This window comes from Bradyrhizobium sp. PUT101 (assembly GCF_052043945.1).
In the GTDB taxonomy this organism is placed as follows: domain Bacteria; phylum Pseudomonadota; class Alphaproteobacteria; order Rhizobiales; family Xanthobacteraceae; genus Bradyrhizobium.
The window spans coordinates 4639947-4659239 of sequence record NZ_CP197207.1 but is presented as its reverse complement, the minus strand read 5'-3'; the positions used below and the strand labels follow the sequence as shown (position 1 = coordinate 4659239).

Annotated in this window: 20 protein-coding genes; 12 read left to right on the top strand and 8 right to left on the bottom strand. The window is 65.6% G+C overall.

The genetic code is table 11. The features are described 5' to 3' along the window. Window positions 1-124: 124 nt before the first annotated feature. The gene (locus tag ACSHT2_RS22480) at window positions 125-1450 is read right to left on the bottom strand and encodes a TadE/TadG family type IV pilus assembly protein (protein ID WP_440636595.1); all 1326 of its coding nucleotides are present in this window, start codon (window positions 1448-1450) and stop codon (window positions 125-127) included. A gap of 136 nt (window positions 1451-1586) precedes the next feature. Here ACSHT2_RS22480 and ACSHT2_RS22475 point away from each other — a divergent pair, with 136 nt between their 5' ends. Next, window positions 1587-1997 carry a (deoxy)nucleoside triphosphate pyrophosphohydrolase gene (locus ACSHT2_RS22475; protein ID WP_440636594.1) on the top strand — a complete coding sequence of 137 codons (411 nt, stop codon included), beginning with the start codon at window positions 1587-1589 and terminating at the stop codon, window positions 1995-1997. Window positions 1998-2027: 30 nt separating this feature from the next. Here the strand turns inward: ACSHT2_RS22475 and ACSHT2_RS22470 are convergent, their stop codons facing one another. Next, window positions 2028-2882 carry a methyltransferase domain-containing protein gene (locus ACSHT2_RS22470; protein WP_440642903.1) on the bottom strand — a complete coding sequence of 285 codons (855 nt, stop codon included), beginning with the start codon at window positions 2880-2882 and terminating at the stop codon, window positions 2028-2030. A 147-nt stretch (window positions 2883-3029) separates the two neighbouring features. Between ACSHT2_RS22470 and ACSHT2_RS22465 the strand changes: the two genes are divergently transcribed. From ACSHT2_RS22465 to ACSHT2_RS22450, 4 genes are read left to right on the top strand one after another with little or no spacing between them, the layout of a single operon-like run. Further along, window positions 3030-3839, top strand: a complete 810-nt coding sequence (locus ACSHT2_RS22465; RefSeq protein WP_440636592.1) for a ComF family protein — start codon at window positions 3030-3032, stop codon at window positions 3837-3839. A 35-nt stretch (window positions 3840-3874) separates the two neighbouring features. After that, complete coding sequence (grxC, locus tag ACSHT2_RS22460; protein ID WP_440636591.1) at window positions 3875-4150, top strand: glutaredoxin 3; 276 nt, start codon at window positions 3875-3877, stop codon at window positions 4148-4150. Further along, window positions 4147-5025, top strand: a complete 879-nt coding sequence (locus ACSHT2_RS22455) for a carbon-nitrogen hydrolase family protein (RefSeq protein ID WP_440636590.1) — start codon at window positions 4147-4149, stop codon at window positions 5023-5025. Before grxC ends, ACSHT2_RS22455 begins: the two co-directional genes overlap by 4 nt. Next, window positions 5022-5507 carry a DUF1178 family protein gene (locus ACSHT2_RS22450; RefSeq protein WP_319336034.1) on the top strand — a complete coding sequence of 162 codons (486 nt, stop codon included), beginning with the start codon at window positions 5022-5024 and terminating at the stop codon, window positions 5505-5507. The genes ACSHT2_RS22455 and ACSHT2_RS22450 overlap by 4 nt, the downstream gene beginning before the upstream one ends. 108 nt (window positions 5508-5615) lie before the next feature. Here the strand turns inward: ACSHT2_RS22450 and ACSHT2_RS22445 are convergent, their stop codons facing one another. The 3 genes from ACSHT2_RS22445 to ACSHT2_RS22435 form a co-directional block, all read right to left on the bottom strand. Then, window positions 5616-6515 carry an EamA family transporter gene (locus tag ACSHT2_RS22445; protein WP_440636589.1) on the bottom strand — a complete coding sequence of 300 codons (900 nt, stop codon included), beginning with the start codon at window positions 6513-6515 and terminating at the stop codon, window positions 5616-5618. A gap of 182 nt (window positions 6516-6697) precedes the next feature. Then, window positions 6698-7465: a bifunctional 2-polyprenyl-6-hydroxyphenol methylase/3-demethylubiquinol 3-O-methyltransferase UbiG gene (gene ubiG / locus ACSHT2_RS22440; protein ID WP_440636588.1), complete on the bottom strand. Its 768-nt coding sequence runs from the start codon at window positions 7463-7465 to the stop codon at window positions 6698-6700. A gap of 13 nt (window positions 7466-7478) precedes the next feature. Then, entirely contained in the window at window positions 7479-7946 is a 468-nt protein-coding gene (locus ACSHT2_RS22435; protein ID WP_440636587.1) for a PH domain-containing protein, read from the bottom strand. Between the two features lie 153 nt (window positions 7947-8099). Between ACSHT2_RS22435 and ACSHT2_RS22430 the strand changes: the two genes are divergently transcribed. The 5 genes from ACSHT2_RS22430 to ACSHT2_RS22410 all read left to right on the top strand — a co-directional run bounded on the left by ACSHT2_RS22430 (window position 8100) and on the right by ACSHT2_RS22410 (window position 15175). Beyond that, window positions 8100-9356 (top strand): aspartate kinase, encoded by a 1257-nt coding sequence (locus ACSHT2_RS22430; RefSeq protein WP_239620155.1) that lies wholly within the window; start codon window positions 8100-8102, stop codon window positions 9354-9356. Between the two features lie 289 nt (window positions 9357-9645). Beyond that, window positions 9646-11913 (top strand): phosphoenolpyruvate--protein phosphotransferase, encoded by a 2268-nt coding sequence (ptsP, locus tag ACSHT2_RS22425; RefSeq protein ID WP_440636586.1) that lies wholly within the window; start codon window positions 9646-9648, stop codon window positions 11911-11913. Between the two features lie 56 nt (window positions 11914-11969). After that, the gene (gene prfA / locus ACSHT2_RS22420; RefSeq protein ID WP_440636585.1) at window positions 11970-13055 is read left to right on the top strand and encodes a peptide chain release factor 1; all 1086 of its coding nucleotides are present in this window, start codon (window positions 11970-11972) and stop codon (window positions 13053-13055) included. A 3-nt stretch (window positions 13056-13058) separates the two neighbouring features. Then, complete coding sequence (prmC, locus tag ACSHT2_RS22415) at window positions 13059-13940, top strand: peptide chain release factor N(5)-glutamine methyltransferase (RefSeq protein ID WP_440636584.1); 882 nt, start codon at window positions 13059-13061, stop codon at window positions 13938-13940. A gap of 461 nt (window positions 13941-14401) precedes the next feature. Next, window positions 14402-15175: a DUF4167 domain-containing protein gene (locus tag ACSHT2_RS22410; protein ID WP_440636583.1), complete on the top strand. Its 774-nt coding sequence runs from the start codon at window positions 14402-14404 to the stop codon at window positions 15173-15175. A 124-nt stretch (window positions 15176-15299) separates the two neighbouring features. Here ACSHT2_RS22410 and ACSHT2_RS22405 read toward each other — a convergent pair whose 3' ends face one another. Then, window positions 15300-16046 (bottom strand): methyltransferase domain-containing protein, encoded by a 747-nt coding sequence (locus ACSHT2_RS22405; RefSeq protein ID WP_440636582.1) that lies wholly within the window; start codon window positions 16044-16046, stop codon window positions 15300-15302. Between the two features lie 108 nt (window positions 16047-16154). Between ACSHT2_RS22405 and gloB the strand changes: the two genes are divergently transcribed. Further along, a complete protein-coding gene (gene gloB / locus ACSHT2_RS22400; protein WP_440636581.1) occupies window positions 16155-16922 on the top strand; it encodes a hydroxyacylglutathione hydrolase in 768 nt (255 codons plus the stop codon). 23 nt (window positions 16923-16945) lie between these two features. Next, entirely contained in the window at window positions 16946-17368 is a 423-nt protein-coding gene (locus ACSHT2_RS22395; protein ID WP_440636580.1) for a cupin domain-containing protein, read from the top strand. 82 nt (window positions 17369-17450) lie between these two features. Here ACSHT2_RS22395 and yddG read toward each other — a convergent pair whose 3' ends face one another. Then, window positions 17451-18320 carry an aromatic amino acid exporter YddG gene (yddG, locus tag ACSHT2_RS22390; protein WP_440636579.1) on the bottom strand — a complete coding sequence of 290 codons (870 nt, stop codon included), beginning with the start codon at window positions 18318-18320 and terminating at the stop codon, window positions 17451-17453. Window positions 18321-18462: 142 nt separating this feature from the next. After that, window positions 18463-19188, bottom strand: coding sequence for an acetoacetyl-CoA reductase (gene phbB / locus ACSHT2_RS22385; protein WP_440636578.1), 726 nt, complete (start codon window positions 19186-19188; stop codon window positions 18463-18465). Window positions 19189-19293 lie beyond the last annotated feature (105 nt).

Below are 19293 nucleotides of genomic sequence, written 5' to 3'. Positions count from 1 at the left end.
TCATTCCGGGGCTCGCGGAACGAGCACCCGGAATCCAGACGTCATGCGGCTCGAGATTCCCTGGTGCACAACTGCGCACCAGAGTTCGATGCCGACGCATCGTCCCGGAATGACGTCAAAGCCCTCACCCCGAGAGCCGTGCGTCCGCAACCGCCTTCTTGAACAATGCGTTCATCGCGTCGGAGATACCCTGCGTCGGGCTCACCTCGAAATACAGCCCGGACGAGGCGCAGCTCTGCATGTTCTTCGCGATCTCGCTGTTCGGCGACGGACCATAGGGGCCGGCATTGAACGGATTGATCCAATTCATGTACCAGCTGTTGGTCGGCAGCGCGAGGTACGTCGTGTACAGCACGGCGATCCTGACGCCCCGATCCTTCATCGTCTTGCAGAGCGCTGGATTGAGCGGCGACTGGCAACGCGTGCTGCCCGAGCGCGGTTTCAGGCATGCAGTGTTGTTCTCGTCAGCGACTCCGTCGGACACGAAAAACAGGTATTTGAGCGGACTGGACGACGTGCCGGGTCCGGGTGAGCTGATCTGGGCGTTCATCGCGGGAAATGCCGCGGTGAACGGGGTGTCCTGATCGTTATTCTCGTTCTGGCCGTTCACCGACATCAGGTCGATCTTGCCGGCCGCCGTCTTGGCGCTGGAAAGAGAGGCCGACAACGAAAACAGGCTGCGCAGGCCGAGCGTGCTCGCGGAGCCGCCGAAATCATAGATCGCCATCCTGAACTGGTTTGAATAGGTTTCGGTCGCGCTCGCCGTATCCATCAACGACTGCGTGGCGCTCCGAAGCACGTCGATCCGCGTCGTCACGCCGAGCTTCTTGGCAAGGTCGTAGTAGTTGTTCTTGTCCTTGAGATCGTGGCAGGCGAAAGCGCACTTGTCCGACGTGTTGTTGACCATCGTCTGCACGTCGGTCGGCGTCGCACCGACGCCCATCGACGGCGAGTTGTCGAGCAGCAGGTAGAAGTCGATATAGAGCGGCATGCTGGCTGTCGCTTTCGACGTCCCGCTCAGGGTCAGCGCGGTCTTGCCGATCAGGCCAAGAAACATGGTGTTGATGCTGGCGCTGAACGCAATGGTCGAGGTGACGGCCGAGCCGGTCTTCACCACGGTCGACGTGATGCTGTTGAGCGTGTAGCCGGTCAGATTGGCGCGATTGGCGTTGAAGATGTTCTCGGCGTCGGTCACGCCGACGGAAATCGGGCCGTCCGAAGTCATGTTGCCGGCAGCCTTGAAAGCCGGCGAGGCCTTGGCGATCGAGCCGACACTGGCGGCATCGGCCGCGGCCTGAAGCTTGGCCCGGGTCTGCGTCGCGCGCGAGTAGTCGACCGCACAGCCGACCGCGGTGATCAGGGGAACGCAAGCCAGCGCGAAAATCACTGCGATATTGCCGCGCCGGTCGTGGACGAATCGGCGGATGATGGTGGTAAGCGCAGCGCGCATGCTCGGGCCCCGGAGTGGTTTAACTGTTCCACCCTAGGAACCGGCCATTAAATATGACTTATGGGAGCCTCGGAACACGGGCCGCAATGGGGTTAACAAACCGTTGCGGATGATCTTCAGCAAGCGGAAGTCACGCATGGCCGATCTCAAACTGACACTGGTGGTGGCCTGCGCGCTGGTCGATGCCGACAAGCGCGTCCTGATCGCGCAACGCCCCGAGGGCAAGGCGCTGGCCGGCCTCTGGGAATTCCCGGGCGGCAAGCTCGAGTTGGGCGAGCGGCCGGAGCAGAGCCTGATCCGCGAGCTCCATGAGGAGCTCGGCATCACCGTCGCCGAGCCATGCCTCGCGCCGCTGACCTTCGCCAGCTATGGCTACGAGACCTTTCACCTCCTGATGCCGCTCTACATCTGCCGGCGCTGGGAGGGCATGGTGACGCCGCGCGAAGGGCAAAACCTCGCCTGGGTCCGCGCGAACAAGCTGCGCGACTATCCGATGCCGCCCGCCGACATTCCGCTGATCCCGCATTTGATCGACTTGCTGATGTGAGATCTCTCGTTCCGTCGTTACAGGACGATGCTAGGATTCCGTCTTCCCCGCCTTCCTCACCGCTTCCGCCAGGCTCGCCTTGGCCGATCCCGGCTTCAGCGGCTGCTGCTGGCTCGCATGCGGGGCCCAGCCTGAGAGCCAGATGATGTCGAAGGTCGCGCGGATGCGACCGTCGGCATCGGCAAAGCGCTCCGTGTAGATTTCGGCCATCCGCAGCAGCGTCGCGCGCCGGCTCGGCGTTCGCCGCCGCTCGATCAGCACGTTGGCCGCGCCCATGCGGCGGAGATCCTGCATCAGCGCGAACGCATTGCCATAGCGCACCACGACACGGTCGACGTCGGTGACCGGCAGCGCGAAGCCTGCCCGCTGCAACAGCGCGCCGATGTCGCGCAAATCGGCGAACGGCGCCACGCGCGGAGACACGCCGCCCTCGCATTCGGCTTCCGCCGCGGCAAAGGCCTGCCGCAGCTCGGTCAGGCTGTCGCCGCCGATCATCGCGGCGAGCAGCAGGCCGTCCGGCTTCAGCGCCCGGCGAACCTGCGCAAGCACACCCGGCAGGTCGTTGACGAATTGCAGCGCCAGCGCCGAGACGGCGAGATCGAGACTTTCCGGCGCGAAGGGCAGTGTCTCCGCGCCCGTCGCATCGGGTTCAATCCGCGCGATTGCCGGAAGCCGTGTGCGCAACGCCGTGAGCCCGTCGCCAGGCGTCCAGAGATCGGCCGGTGCGTGAAACTCGCGCATCACCGCAGCCAGCCGGTCGGACATGTCCTCGGCGACGCGATCGAGCAGGAATGTCGCCTCGCCCTGCGCCCGCGCACGCCGCTGCCGTTCGTGCAGCAAGGCACGATCGAACAGGGCAGGCGGAGTTTGCGGCGGCTGAGCCATGCCGTTGGTTACGCCGATCACCACGGTTCTGGCAACGCTCTCGCGTCCCGGACGCGCAGCAGCGCACCAGGCGGCGCGCTGCGCCCGGGGGGCACGAGACCGATTCGGCCGCTTGAGCCCTCGCAAGCGGAACGCTAGCCTCCTCTCATGGAAGCCGAGACCAGCCTCAGCCGTTCCTTCGCCGCACCGCTGCGGGCTGCGTGGACGGCTGGCCGCCACGTGCTGTCGCGCGCAGCACGGCTCGCGCTCGACATCGCACTGCCGACGCAGTGCGTATCCTGCCACGAGCCGGTCGACGGCGAGGGCGTTTGCGCCTCATGCTGGGCGCGGCTGTCGTTCATTGAACGGCCCTACTGCCCGCGGCTGGGTATTCCCTTCGTTTATGACCCCGGCCCCGACATGCTGTCGATGGAGGCGATCGCGAGCCCACCGGCCTACCAGCGCGCCCGCGCTGCCGTGCGCTATGACGACGTCGCGCGCACGCTGGTGCATGCGCTGAAGTACCAGGACCGCACCGATCTGGCGCCCGCCATGGGCCGCTGGATGGCGCGCGCGGGCGGCGAGCTGCTCGCCGGCGCCGACATGCTGGTGCCCGTTCCCCTGCATTGGCGGCGAGCCTGGCGCCGCCGCTACAACCAGTCCGGTGCGCTCGCGCGTGTCATCGCGCGGCAGAGCGGCGTCAAGGTGCAGAGCGAGGTGCTGCGCCGGGTGCGCGCCACCGAACAGCAGATCGGCCTGTCGCGCGCCCAGCGCGCCACCAATGTGCAGGGCGCATTCCAGGTATCTCCCGACCGCCAGGCCGAGGTTCAGGGCCGCCGCATTATCCTGATCGACGATGTCCTGACGTCGGGGGCGACGCTGGATGCCTGCGCGCGGGTCCTGCTCCGCGCCAAAGCGGCCCAGGTCGACGTGCTCGTCTTCGCCCGGGTTGTCGAAAGCGGCCCCCGTCCCATATAGTTCCGTGAATTCATGTCATGAGAGCGCCAGACGAAATGACTGCTGCTGTCGAGATCTACACCAGGCCGGGTTGCGGCTATTGTTCCGCCGCCAAGTCGCTGCTGACCCGCAAGAAGGCGACTTTTACCGAATTCGACGTCGCCAAGAACCCGTCCTGGCGCCAGGAAATGTACGACCGCGCCGGCCAAGGCTCGACCTTCCCGCAGATCTGGATCGGCGGCACCCATGTCGGTGGCTGCGACGAGCTCTATGCGCTCGATCGCGAAGGCAAGCTCGACGGCATGCTCGAGAGCGTCAAGGCCGTCTCATGAGCGAGAATCGCACCTTCATCGCGGCCATGGTGCAGATGCGCACCGGCCTGATGCCCGAGCCGAGCCTCGAACAGGCAACGAGGCTGATCCGGCAGGCTGCGGCCAATGGCGCCGACTACGTGCAGACGCCCGAAGTCAGCAACATGATGCAGCTGAACCGCAAGGCATTGTTCGAGCATCTGCAGGGTGAAGAGGACGACGCTTCGCTGAAGGCCTATCGGGCGCTCGCGGCGGAATTGAAGATTCATCTCCATGTCGGCTCGCTGGCACTGCGCTTCTCGCCGGAGAAGGCGGTCAACCGCTCCTTCCTGATCGGGCCCGAGGGCAATGTGCTCGCGAGCTACGACAAGATCCACATGTTCGACATCGAGCTGCCGGACGGCGAGAGCTATCGCGAATCCGCCAATTACCAGCCGGGCGAGACCGCCGTGATCTCGGATCTGCCCTGGGGCCGCATCGGGCTGACGATCTGCTACGATGTGCGCTTCCCGGCACTCTACCGCGCACTCGCCGAGAGCGGCGCGCATTTCATCACCGTGCCGTCGGCCTTCACCCGCAAGACCGGCGAAGCGCATTGGCACGTGCTGCTGCGCGCTCGCGCGATCGAGACCGGCTGCTTCGTCTTCGCCGCGGCCCAGGCCGGCCTGCACGAGAACAAGCGCGAGACTTACGGCCACTCGCTGATCATCGATCCCTGGGGCGAGATCCTCGCCGAGGGCGATGTCGAGCCCGGCATCATCATGGCCACGATCGATCCTGCCAAGGTCGAGACCGCCCGCCGGGCGATTCCCTCGCTCCAGCATGGCCGCCGCTTCGGCGTCTCCGATCCCAAGGCGGGACCGGACCATTTGCACCTCGTGCGGGGCTCGGCATGATCCGCTACGCCCTTCGCTGCGACCGGGACCACGACTTCGAGAGCTGGTTCCAGAGCTCGTCGGCCTATGATTCGCAGGTGAAGCGGAAGCTCGTGACCTGCCCGATCTGCGGCTCGGCCAAGGTCGACAAGGCGATCATGGCGCCGCGTATCGTCGGCAAGAAGGGCCGTGGTCGCGCGACGCCGCCGCCGGAGCCAGTCACCACGGCCACGACGCCCGACGCGGCACCATCAGGACCGACTTCGCTGCTGATGGCGCAGGAGCGCGAGCTGCGCGCCAAGCTCAAGGAGCTGCGCGATCATATCGTCAAGAACGCCGACAATGTCGGCGAGCGTTTTGCCAACGAAGCCCGCGCCATGCACTACGGCGACAAGGAGCACCGTCCGATCTATGGCGAGGCCTCGCCGGAAGAGGCGAAGTCGCTGATCGACGAAGGCATCGAGGTCTCGCCGCTGCCGACGCTCCCGGAAGACCGGAACTGACGCGCCGGCTTCGTCATGGCCGGGCTTGACCCGGCCATCCACGCCTTGCCCAGCCCACGAAGAACGTGGATACCCGGGACAAGCCCGGGCATGACGGCAACTGAGCGATCAGGCCCCCACCAGCACCGCCACGCCGACCACGATCAGCGCGATGCCTGCAAGCTCGCGCGGCGCGACCGGCTGCTTGAACGAGTAGTAGGCCACGGCCTGCGCGAACAGCACCTCGATCAAAGCAAGCGTGCGGACATTGGCGGCCGCCGTCAGTGCGAACGCCAGGAACCAGAATTGCGAGGCGAAGGCGCCCGTGAAGCCGGCGAGCATCGACGGCCGCCATAATCCGAGGATTCCCCGCAACACGTCTGGCGCGCGCCAGAGCAGATAGATCGTCAGCACCAGCGTCTGCACGAACAGGCCGAGCACCAGCGTGAACGAGGAGGCCGTCACGAACGACACGTCGGGCACGCTGATGATCGCTCCGCGAAAACCGACGGCGGACAGCGCAAAGGCCGCCGCGGCAACGAGTCCGGTGATTGTCGGCTTCAACTCGGCAAAGCTCTTCTCGCCGCCGGGGCGCAGCGCAGTGATGACGACGCCGACGGTGGCGATCACGATCGCCAGCACCTTCAACCAGGTCAGGTGGTCGCCGAGGAAGACGAAGCCAAAGATCGCGGTCTGGATCGCCTCGGTCTTCAGGTAAGCGGTCGTCACGACAAAAGAGCGGTCGTTCATCGCGAGCAGCATCAGGCCGGTGGCAACGATCTGGCTGAGCGCCCCGAGCAGCAGCCAGGGCCAGAACACGGTCGGCGGCATGTTCAGATGATCGCCGGTCGCGAGCAGCACCACGCCCAGAAACAGCAGCGAGAACGGGAAGCCAAACAGGAAGCGGATATTGGTCGCGCCCCAGGTCCCCAGCGGCTTCGTCAACGACCGCTGCATCGCATTGCGCGCGACCTGCCCGAGCGCGGCAATGATGGTGAAGGGAATCCAGAGGCTGGTGACGGTGAGCATGGGGCGACGCGTGCGAGGGCTGAAGATTTCGGCCAACCTGACGCTAGCGGCGAAGCAGGTCAATCATACGGATGTCATGGGTGCGATGCTCTCGCAACAAAGTCGGTGTCGTCCGTGCGAACGCAGGCATTCGCAAGATCGACACCGTCTATGGAGAAACAGCTCGCATCCTACCTCCGCCTTCACACCATCCCTTCCGCGACCACCATGTAGTTCACGTCCATATCGGACGAGAGAGACCATTTGTCGGCGAAGGGGCTGTAGACCACGCCAGTCTGCTCGGTGATGACGAGGCGGTTGTCGAGCAGGTATTTTGCGAGCTCGTCGGGGGTGACGAACTTATTCCATTCGTGGGTGCCGCGCGGCAGCCAGCGCAGCACGTATTCGGCGCCGACGATGGCGAGCGCGAAGCTCTTCCAGTTGCGGTTCAGCGTCGAGACCACCATCAGGCCGTTCGGCTTCAGCATCGAGGCGCAGCGCTTCAGGAAGACGCCGACATCGGTGACGTGCTCGACCACCTCCATCGCCAGCACGATGTCGAAGCGCTCGCGCGGGTCGATCTCCTCCACCGTGGTGCAGCGATAGTCGATCGCAAGATGGCTCTTGTCGGCGTGCAGCTTCGCCGCGGAGATGTTGCTCTGGGAAGGATCGATGCCGATGACCTGTGCGCCCAGCCGCGACAACGGCTCGCACAGCAGGCCGGCGCCGCAGCCGATGTCGAGCACGCGCAGACCGCCGAGGCAATTGAGGCTGCGCACGTTGCGCTCGAACTTGCGGCAGGCGGCGTCGCGGATATAGCCGAGCCGCAGCGGGTTGATCCGGTGCAGCGGCGCCATCTTGCCCTTGGGGTCCCACCACTCCGCGGAGAGTTTTGAGAATTTCGCGATCTCGGCGACGTCGACGGTCGAGCCCGGCTGGGCGGAAAGGGAAGTATTTTGCTGCATGCTCATGGTGCGCGCGGTCCTACCGCGTGGTGATCGAACTACGGAAGGCGAGCGGCGAGGCGATGGTCCTGATCGTCTCGATGCCCTCGCCGACGCCGCGAATCGTCACGTCGCCGTAGTTGAGAATACGTCCAAGAATGGACTGGTCGACGTCGACGCTCTCGACCTTGTCCAGCGCCATCTCGAAGGTTCGGCGCTTGATGAAACCGGTCTTGTGCACGACCCTGAGGTTGGTGACGTCGGTCTCGGTGGTGAAGCGATGGAACCAGCCCTTGACGGTCCAATACAAGGCCGCCAGAGCCACGAGACCCGAGCCGGCGAGGCAAAGCAAGACGAGCCAGTCGGCGGTGACCTGCCGGGACAGCACGAACAGGGCCAGCGCCACGATCCAGGCCACGATGGCCGGAAAGTAGAAGATCCAGTGCGCATTGGTCGAATACAGCACCCGCTCGCCCGGTTGCAGGATCTCGTCGATATAGCGCGCCATGATCTCGGTTAACCCACTTCCCCCGCGCCCTGCCCCCGCAGGAACCCGCTTGCCCCCGGCCCCGCCGCTATGTATACGCGCGTCGGTGTCCGCGAGGCACCCGTCCAGTGCGGGTCACCATACTGATCCTTATGAAGGAATGCACGCGTCGTCATGAGCCGCCTCGTGATGAAATTCGGCGGCACGTCCGTCGCCAACATCGAACGTATCCGCAACGTCGCACGCCATGTGAAGCGTGAGGTCGATGCCGGCCATGAAGTGGCCGTGGTCGTCTCGGCGATGGCCGGCAAGACCAACGAGCTGGTCGCCTGGTGCACCGAGGCCTCGCCGATGCACGACGCGCGCGAATACGACGCCGTGGTCGCCTCGGGCGAACAGGTGACGTCCGGCCTTCTTGCCATCGTGCTCCAGGGCATGGGTATCCAGGCCCGCTCCTGGCAGGGCTGGCAGATCCCGATCAAGACCAGCGACGCCCATGCCTCGGCCCGGATCGAGGACATCGACGGCAGCGAGATCATCAAGCGCTTCCAGGAGCGCAAGGAGGTCGCGGTCATCGCCGGCTTCCAGGGCATCAACCCCGAGACCAATCGCATCACCACGCTCGGCCGCGGCGGCTCCGACACCTCGGCCGTGGCGATCGCCGCCGCCGTCAAGGCGGACCGCTGCGACATCTACACCGACGTCGACGGCGTCTACACCACCGACCCGCGAATCGTGCCGAAAGCCAAGAGGCTCGACAAGATCGCGTTCGAGGACATGCTGGAACTGGCCTCGCAGGGCGCAAAAGTGCTCCAGGTCCGCTCGGTGGAACTCGGCATGGTGCACAACATGCCGATCTTCGTCCGCTCGAGCTTCGACAAGCCCGAGGATATCGACCCGCATGCCAACCAGCCGCCCGGCACGCTGATCTGCAGCGAGGAGGAGATCATGGAAAGCCACGTCGTCACCGGCATCGCCTTTTCGAAGGACGAGGCCCAGATCTCGGTGCGCCAGATCGAGGACAAGCCTGGCGTTGCGGCCTCGATCTTCGGCCCGCTGGCGGATGCCAACATCAACGTCGACATGATCGTGCAGAACGTTTCCGAGGACGGCAAGACCACCGACCTCACCTTCACGGTGCCCGCCGCCGACTATACCCGCGCCAAGGATACGATTACCGCTGCCAAGGCCAAGATCGGCTATGCGCGGCTCGATACCGCCACCGACGTCGCCAAGATCTCGGTGATCGGCAGCGGCATGCGCAGCCATGCCGGCGTCGCCGCCCAGGCGTTCTCGGCCCTCGCCGGGCGGAACATCAACATCCGGGCCATTACAACCTCCGAGATCAAGTTCTCGGTTTTGATCGACGCCGCCTATACCGAGCTGGCGGTGCGCACCCTGCATACGCTGTACGGGCTCGATCAGGCCTAGGCTAATTTTCTCTTAGCGGTCGCAGCAAACGCGAAGGTGTACACACCTTCGCGTTTGGCAGGCGTTTTGCTTGGCAAAACAAGCCTCAATTCGCTATACGGCGAACAGGGTGGGCTGCCGCAGACTGTGTCCCAGTTCAGGCGGCGCTGATTCGGTACAAGCGCTAAATCTCAGGTAGATTTTGGGCTTGTACCTGCGCCGGACAAACAATTTGGTTGTTTTTCTGGAGTTTTGGTCCAGCCGCCGGCCGATACCGCCGGGCCCGGCAGACGGAGGAGATTGACGGTTCATGCGGAGCGCGTCGGGAGGTCCCCGCGTCTTGTTGAGACGGCTCCGCGAAACCATGGCGGAGCAGGTCTCGGCCCAGGAGCGGCTGGACAAGATCGTGGTGCTGATCGCCGCCAACATGGTGGCCGAGGTGTGCTCCGTCTATGTGCTGCGCATCGACAACACGCTCGAGCTCTACGCCACCGAAGGTCTCAACCGCGAGGCGGTGCACCACACAGTGCTCAGCGCCCATGAGGGCCTGGTCGGCCTCGTCGCCAGCGAGGCGACGCCGCTCAATCTGAGCGATGCGCAGAGCCACCCGGCCTTCTCGTTCCGTCCCGAGACCGGCGAAGAGATTTATCACTCCTTCCTCGGCGTGCCGATCCTGCGCGCCGGCAACACGCTCGGCGTGCTGGTGGTGCAGAACCGCGCCAAGCGCAACTATGTCGAGGAGGAGCTCGAGGCGCTCCAGACCACCGCGATGGTGCTGGCGGAGCTGATTGCCTCCGGCGAATTGTCCGCGCTGGCCCAGCCGGGCCAGGAGCCGGCGGCGCGCCATTCCGCGCAGAAGGTCGGCGCGATCCTGTCCGAGGGTATTGCGCTCGGCCATGTCGTGCTGCACGAGCCCCGCGTCGTCATCAAGGACTACATCGCCGAGGACCTGCCGAAGGAGATCAAGCGGCTGGATACCGCACTCGCCAAGCTGCGCGCCGACCTCGACCGCATGCTGGAGCGCGGCGACGTCGCCGAGGGCGGCGAGCATCGCGAGGTGCTGGAAGCCTACCGCATGTTCGCCAACGACCAGGGCTGGTCGCACAAGCTGCACGAGGCGGTCGCCACCGGCCTCACCGCGGAAGCTGCCGTCGAGCGCGTGCAGTCCGACACCCGCGCGCGCATGCTGCGCTCGACCGATCCGTACCTGCGCGACCGGCTGCATGATCTCGAGGACCTCGGCTACCGCCTGATGCGGCAGCTGGTCGGCCAGGACCACGCGCCCTCGCGCGAGCAACTGCCCGACAACGCCATCGTCATCGCGCGCGCGATGGGACCGGCGGCGCTGCTCGACTACGACCGCAAGCGCCTGCGCGGCATCGTGCTGGAGGAAGGCACCGCCAATTCGCACGTCTCGATCGTGGCGCGCGCGCTCGGCATTCCCGCGGTCGGCGAAGTGCCGAACGCACCCGGCATCGCCGATCCCGGCGATGCGATCATCGTCGACGGCACCTCGGGCTCGATCTATGTGCGGCCTTCGCAGGAGATCGAGGCGGCCTTCGCCGAGCGCGTGCGCTTCCGCGCCCGCCGCCAGGCCCAGTATCTGGCGCTGCGCGACCGGCCCTGCGTCACCAAGGACGGCCAGAAGGTCGAGCTGATGATCAACGCAGGCCTGGCCATCGACCTGCCGCATATCGAGGACACCGGCAGCGCCGGCATCGGCCTGTTCCGCACCGAGCTGCAATTCATGGTCGGCCAGAGCCTGCCGCGCACCAGCGACCAGCTCGCGCTCTATCGCACGGTGCTGGACGCGGCCGGCAGCAAGCCCGTCACCTTCCGCACCCTCGACATCGGTGGCGACAAGGCGCTGCCCTATATGGAAGCCGTGATCGAGGAAAATCCCGCGCTCGGCTGGCGCGCGATCCGGCTCGGGCTGGATCGCCCCGGCCTGTTGCGCGGCCAGATCCGCGCGCTGCTGCGCGCCGGCGGCGGCCGCGCGCTGCGCATCATGTTCCCGATGATCTCGGAGGTCGCCGAATTCGATGCGGCCAAGGCGCTGGTCGAGCGCGAGCTCACATACCTGCGCCAGCACGGCCACACCCTGCCGGAGCGGATCGACATCGGCACCATGGTCGAGGTGCCGGCCCTGCTCTACCAGCTCGACGAGCTCCTGAAGAAGGTCGATTTCATCTCGGTGGGCTCCAACGACCTGTTCCAGTTCCTGTTTGCGGTCGACCGCGGCAATGCCAAGGTGTCCGAACGCTTCGACACAATGTCGGCGCCGATCCTGCGCGCGCTGCGCGAGATCGCATGCAATGCGCAAGCGGCGAAGAAGTCGCTCTCGCTGTGCGGCGAGATGGCATCGAAGCCGATCGGCGCGCTGGCGCTGATCGCGCTGGGCTATCGCTCGCTGTCGCTCTCGGCGACTGCGCTCGGCCCGGTCAAGGCGATGGTGCTCGACCTCGACGCCAAGAAGGCCGAGGCGATGCTTGGCCCGCTGCTGGACGCGCCGGCGGGCAGCGTCTCGATCCGGCAGAAGCTGACGGAATTTGCCGAGGCCGAAGGCCTGGCCTTGTAGCGGGCCTGTCGCCGCGTCCCGCCGCCTCGCCTCCTGCCGCTATTGAGACTGAACCGATGTCGTCACTCCCCGAAGCCAAACTGGACGTCCTGCTCGCGCATCACGCCTCGCTCGAGGCCGAATCGCTCGGGCAGCTCACCTCCGAGCGCTATGTGCAGATCACACGCGAGCTCGCCGAGATCACCCCGCTGGTCGAGGCGGTGAAGGCCTATCGTTCCGCCGTCAAGGAGCTCGCGGATACCGAGGCGCTGATCGCCGATCCCGCAACCGATGCCGAGATGCGCAGCATGGCGGAGGCCGAACGCGACGAGCTGACGCCAAGGATCGAGGAGCTGGTCCAGAAGATCCGCGTGGCGCTGTTGCCGAAGGACGCCATGGACGACCGCAACGTGGTGCTGGAAATCCGTGCCGGCACCGGCGGCGACGAAGCTTCGCTGTTTGCCGGCGACCTGTTCCGAATGTACGAGCGCTTTGCCAGCCTTCAGGGCTGGAAGGTCGAGGTGATCTCGGCCAGCGAAGGCACCGTCGGCGGCTACAAGGAAATCATCGCCGAGGTGCAGGGCCGCGGCGCGTTCTCGAAGCTGAAGTTCGAATCCGGCGTGCACCGCGTGCAGCGCGTGCCCGACACCGAGACGCAGGGACGCATCCACACCTCGGCAGCGACGGTGGCCGTGCTGCCGGAGGTCGAGGACGTCGACGTCGACATCAAGAACGACGACCTGCGGATCGAGACCATGCGCGCGCAAGGAGCGGGCGGCCAGCACGTCAACAAGACGGAATCGGCAATCCGCATCACCCACATCCCGACCGGCATCGTGGTGATGATGCAGGACAGCCGCTCGCAGCACAAGAACCGCGCCTCCGCCATGAACATCCTGCGCTCGCGTATCTACGACGCCGAGCAGCAACGCGTCGACGCCGCACGCTCCGCCGAGCGCAAGGAGAAGGTCGGCTCCGGGGACCGCTCCGAGCGCATCCGCACCTATAATTTTCCGCAAGGCCGCGTCACCGACCACCGCATCAATCTGACGCTCTACAAGCTGCCACAGGTGATCGCGGGTGAAGCGCTGGGCGAGTTGATCGACGCACTGACGACGGAGCACCAGGCCGCACAGCTCGCTGCGCAAGGCGCGGCGGCCTGAGGCGTGAGCAACCCCTTCACCGGGCAATCCATCGAGGGCGCGCGGCGCACGCTCGCTGCGCTATTGAGATCGGCACGGCTCGAGGAAGCCGAGCTCGACGCCCGCATCCTGATCAGTGCCGTGCTCGCGCTCGACCTCACCGGCCTGGTCACGCAGGCTGCCCGTCCGCTGACCGTGGCCGAAGCATCGCGGCTCGCGCAGCATGCGCAGCGCCGCATCGCCGGCGAGCCGGTGGCGCGCATCCTCGGGACACGCGAATTCTGGGGCCTGCCATTCCGCCTGTCGGAAGCAACCCTGGTCCCGCGCCCCGATACCGAGACCGTGGTCGAGCTTGCGCTCGAGATTTTTCGCGAGCGGCAGGCATCTCATCCGCCGCGCATCGCCGACATCGGCACCGGATCCGGCGCGATCCTGCTCGCGCTGCTGCACGAGATTCCGGATGCTTTCGGCGTCGGCACCGATCTCAGCCAGAACGCGCTCAGAACCGCCAGGGACAATGCCGCCGCGCTCGGCCTCGCCGACCGCGCCGCCTTCGTCGCCTGCTCCTACGCCGCGGCGCTCCGCGGCCCGTTCGATCTCATCGTCTCGAACCCGCCCTATATTCCCTCGGGCGAGATTCCGAAATTGAGTATCGAGGTGCGCGGGCACGATCCGCACCTGGCGCTCGATGGCGGCAATGACGGATATGACGCCTACCGCGCGCTGATCCCCCAGGCGGCCGAACGGCTCGCGCCCGGCGGAGCGCTGATCGTCGAGGCCGGACTGGGCCAGGCCCAAAATATTGAAACCTTGATGAGGGGCGCCGCGTTATCGCTGGACCGGCCGCCCAGGGCCGACCTGGCGGGCATTCCCCGGGCCGTCTCGGCCCGAAAAATGCCTCCATAAAAGCCGGATTGGGCTGCAAAAACCTCTTGGAATATCGCCTGGGAACGACTACGTTCCGTTCAACACATCGGTGCCGGCCCCGTACACGTACGGGCGAAAGCCGGGCTCTCGGGCGAGAGCATTACTGATTTAAAGGTTCCAAGCCGCAGGTCCTGTTGAGCGCGATGGCCAGTGGAGCTGCGCTGCTCTCCGACCGCAAGTGAACGAAAGCCTGATATTGCGCTTGAAGACTTACGCAAGAAAGCTGGGCTTGTTTCGGCAGGCGAAATGAATGGGTTCGCTGGCAATGAATGCTGGCGGGTGGGGAACGCGTCTTTGTTGAACGCGACGGTCGACGAACATCGGCAGGGTTCGATCCGCTCTACGCGCGGTGCGCGCGAGGGATGCGAGCCGCTATCACCAGGTCACTCCTAGCAATCAGTAATGCGTGCAACCTTTAGGGCTGGAATCGAAGGCAGGACATGAGAAACGGTCAGAACAAGCAGCGGATGCGCAACCGCAACAACAACAATAACAACAACCGGCGCGGCCAGAACCCGATGACCCGGGTCTACGAGTCCAACGGACCCGACATCAAGATTCGCGGCACCGCTTCGCACATCGCTGAAAAGTATCTCCAGCTCGCGCGTGACGCGCGCTCCTCCGGAGACCCCGTTGCAGCCGAGAACTACTACCAGCATGCCGAGCATTATTTCCGCCTGATCGCAGCGGCGCAGGAGCAGTTCCGCCAGAACCAGCAGCCGCGCGGCGATGAGCCCATTAGCAGCAGCGAGGACGGCGAGGACGACGGCGAGAATTTCTCGGCCTTTGGCCAGGAGCCGGGTTTCGTCCCGCAGCCCCCGCAGCAGCCCTTCATGCGCGACCGCGATGGCCAGCGCGACCACCACCCGCGTGATCATCAGCAGCGCGACGGCCAGCCGCCCTATCAGCGCGACAACCAGCAGCCGCGCGAGCACCGCGAACGTGATCATCGTCCGCAGCCGCAATTTCAGCCGCAACCCGCCAACCAGCCGCAGCCGGTCATCGCCGATGCCGGCGGCGTCGATCGCCTGCCCTCCTTCATCACCGGCGCGCAGCCGCAAGTGAATGGCGGCGCGAATGGCGGCCAGGGCGGGTTCGAGGGCGGCGGTAGCGGCGAGCGCTATCCGCGGCGGCGGCGCCGGCCGCATGGCCCGCGCCCCGAGCGCGAGGCCGCCCCAGTCGCCTCCGGCGACGAGGTCGCCCCTGGCGAGTAGCCTCTTCTGATTTTCTAGCCTGAATCGTCCCGGCCTCGCCGGGACGATTTGTTTTGTGCTTTGGTTGAAGCGGTGAGCGCTCCGGGCACGGGGACCACCTCTCCCGTAGGGAGCGGAGAAGAATCTAGCTGCGCGTCGCCGTCGTCGAGGACGGCACCAGCACCGGCTTCGCGAGCGAGGGAATGAGCCGCGCGCGCTCGCGCTTGGCGGGGATCGCGCGGTAGACCTGCTTGGTCGCCTCCACGATATGGACGCCGGCAAAGGGCAGCGACAACGCCGCACCGGCACGCTCCCACATCTGCGCCGATTTCAGCACCCAGCCTCCGGCATAGGGCGGCATGAACAGCGCCTCGCCCCAGGCGGTCGGCGTGAACCAGGTCTGGCGCAGCAGCTCGGTGATCTGCGAGCGCGAATAGGGCCGGCCGTGACCGAAGGGCGTGCTGTCGGTGCGGGTCCACACCCCGCGCCGGTTCGGGATCACGGCGATCACGCGCCCGGACGGCGACAGCACGCGCCACACCTCGCGCAGCAGCGCGGCCGGATCGTCCGACATCTCCAGCGCGTGGACCAGGAGGATTCGGTCGACCGCGGCGTCAGGAAGCGGCAGCGAGAATTCGTCGACCAGCGAGGCCAGCGCCGGCCGTCCCGTCGGCCATTTCAGGACGCCCTGGGCCGCCGGCATGAAGGCGATGCAGCGCTCGGCGTCCTCGCGGAACAATCCCAGATAAGGCGTGGGATAGCCGATGCCGAGCACGCGCTGACCCTCGGCGCTTGTCCAGCGCTCCCTGATGCCGCGATTGATCATTTGCCGCGCCACGATCCCGAGGCGGCGGGAATAGAACTCGCGGAGGTCGACGACGTCGATGGTCATGACGGCAATGTAACATGCGCAAGGCCGCCGCCGCGCGCGGAATATTGCATTGCCTGCGCAACGTTAACGCCATATTTGTCTGGCGGGGCTGAGCCCGATGGAGATGACATGGCCGCCGAAATTCGTACTTTCACCTGTTTAAACGACAATTTCGGTTATCTGATCCACGACGTGGAAACCAAGGCGACCGCGTCGATCGACGCGCCTGAGGCCGGCCCCATCCTCGAGGCCCTGGAGCGCGAGGGCTGGCAGCTCACCGACATCCTGATCACCCACCATCATGGCGATCATGTCGGCGGGGTTGCCGAACTCAAGCAGAAATACAATTGCCGCGTCGTGGCGCCGCACGACAAGACGACGAAGATCGCGAATGCCGACCTGCGCGTCGCCAACGCCGACGTGGTGAAGATCGGCAATTTGCTGGCGCGCGTCGTGGAGACGCCCGGCCACACGCTCGACCACATCTCTTACGTGTTCGACACCGAGAAGACGGTCTTCGCCGCCGACACGCTGTTCTCGATCGGCTGCGGCCGCGTCTTCGAGGGCACCTACCCGATGATGTGGGATTCGCTTCTGAAGCTGCGGGCGCTACCCGACGACTTCAAGCTCTATTGCGGCCACGAATACACGGCGTCCAACGTCAAATTCGCGCTCACCATCGAGCCGGACAATGCGGCGCTCCAGGCGCGCGCCGCCGAAGTGACGAAGCTCCGGGCCGAGAACAGGCCCACGATTCCCTCACTGCTTGGTGACGAGAAGCGAGCAAACGTGTTCCTGCGGGCTGATGCGCCCGAGGTCGCAGCCAGGCTACACATGAAGGGCGCGGATGCCGCCGCGGTGTTCGGCGAACTGCGCGAGCGCAAGAACAAGTCCTGAAGAACAAGTCCTGACAGGAATCGATGCCGACCGCAGCCGAGATCATCGCGCGCCTCGAACTCCGGCCGCATCCCGAAGGCGGGCATTACCGCGAAACGTTTCGTGATCTGGCCACGGACGCCAACGGGCGTTCGCGCTCGACGCTGATCTACTTCCTGCTTGCTCGTGGCGAGCGTTCGCACTGGCATCGCGTCGATGCGGTCGAGACGTGGCACTTTTACGCCGGCAGCCCCTTGATGCTGCGCATCGCCCATGACGGCTGCTCACGGCACGAGGTGCGGCTGGGCACCGACCTCGTCGGCGGCGAGCGGCCGCAGGCGATCGTGCCGGCGCAGGCCTGGCAGATGGCGGAAACCACGGGCGAATGGACGCTGGTCGGCTGCACCGTGGCGCCCGCGTTCGACTTCGCAGGCTTCGAGCTCGCGCCGCCGGGCTGGGAGCCCTAATGAACTTTTCGGAAGGCCGCCCGCTGTAGCTCCACACTGTCATTCCGGGGCTGTCGCGCAAGCGAAGACCCCGGAATGACAATCATCGCTTCCGCAGCACCATGTCCTTCGCCGCGATCAGGCCGCCGCCGGCGATCAGGATCGCGGCGATGGCGATGTTGGCGCTGGCCTTGGCATAGCCGGCGGCGATGAGGAAGCCGGTCGAGAGCAGCGGCGTCGCGTAGGAGGCGGCGCCGAGCACGCGGATGTCGCCGCGCTTCATGCCGATGTCCCAGGCGTAGAAGGCGGCACCGACGGGGCCGATGCCGAGTGCAATGACCGAGAGCCATTGCACCGTGGTCTCCGGCCACACCGTGGTCTCGAGCATGCCATGCATCAGCGCGGCCAGTACGGCCGTGGCAAGGCAGAAGCCCGCGACGGCGTCGGTCGGCACCGCCTTCAACCGGCGCGACAGCACCGAATAGGTCGCCCAGACGAAAGCTGCGATGAAGGCCGCGATCAATCCCGGTACCGCGCCCGGCGCGAAGCCGGGGGTATTGCCGGCGAACAGCAGCACGGTGCCGACGAGGCCGAGCACGGCGCCGATGATGTGATGCGCGGCCAGCCGCTCGCCGGGCAGGAACGACGAGAACAGCACGATCAGCAGCGGCCAGAGGTAATTCAGAAGGCCGGCTTCGGCCGGCGGCGCAAAGCGCAGCGCGAGAAAATACAGCGCATGATAGCCGAACAGTCCACCGACACCGACGACCCAAACGACGAGCGGCTGACGCAGGCTTTTCGCCGCCTCGGTCCGCCCGATCCAGGTGAGCAGCCCGACGACACCGCCGATCGCGAAGGTCATCGCGGCGAGCTGGAACGCCGGGATCTTTCCGGTCGCCACCGTCATCACCGACAGCAGCGACCACATCAGGATCGTGGTCAATCCGATCAGCGTCGCGGTACGGGGAGTCATCGGCCCAATGTTTCCGTCATGGCCGGGCTTGTCCCGGCCATCCACGTTCGTCCGTGGCGACGGTTGTTGTAAGGCCGTGGATGCCCGGGACAAGCCCGGGCATGACGACGTGGAAAATATCAGCCCGCGTGATGCGATCGCATCACACCATGTACTGGCCGCCGTTGACCGTCAGGGTCGATCCGGTGATGAAGCCGGACTCGTCGGCCGCGAGGAACACGACCGCGCGCGCAATCTCTTCGGGCTCGCCGAGCCGGCTGACCGGGATCTGCGGGATCACGTTCTTCTCCAGGACGTCCTTCGGCACCGCCTGCACCATTTCGGTGTTGATGTAGCCTGGGCAGATCGCATTGACGGTGATGCCGCCCTTGGCGTTCTCGAGCGCGAGCGCCTTGGTGAAGCCGATGTCGCCGGCCTTTGCCGCGGAATAATTGACCTGACCGAACTGCCCCTTCTGGCCGTTGATCGACGAGATCGAGATGACGCGGCCGAACTTGCGCGCGCGCATGCCCTCGATGACCTGGCGCGTCATGTTGAACAGCGAGCCCAGATTGGTGTTGATGACGGCGGTCCACTGCTCGAGCGTCATCTTGTGGAAAGCGGTATCGCGGGTAATGCCGGCATTGTTGACGAGCACCTCGATCGGCCCGAGATCGGCTTCGACCTTCTTCACGCCCGCCGCGCAGGCGTCGAAACTGCTGACATCCCATTTGTAGATCGGGATGCCGGTCTCGGTCTTGAACTTCTCCGCCGCAGCATCGTTGCCGGCATAGTTGGCCGCGACCTTGTAGCCGGCGGCATTCAGCGCCTTGCTGATCGCAGCCCCGATGCCCCGCGTGCCACCCGTGACCAATGCAACACGTGCCATGTCGTAATCCTTCCCTTGGGCTCTTCGGACGCTTTTGAGTGACCGTTTTTAGCGATGGATTATGCGATTGGTTTGACGGACATCAAGAACAAAACGCCCGGCGTC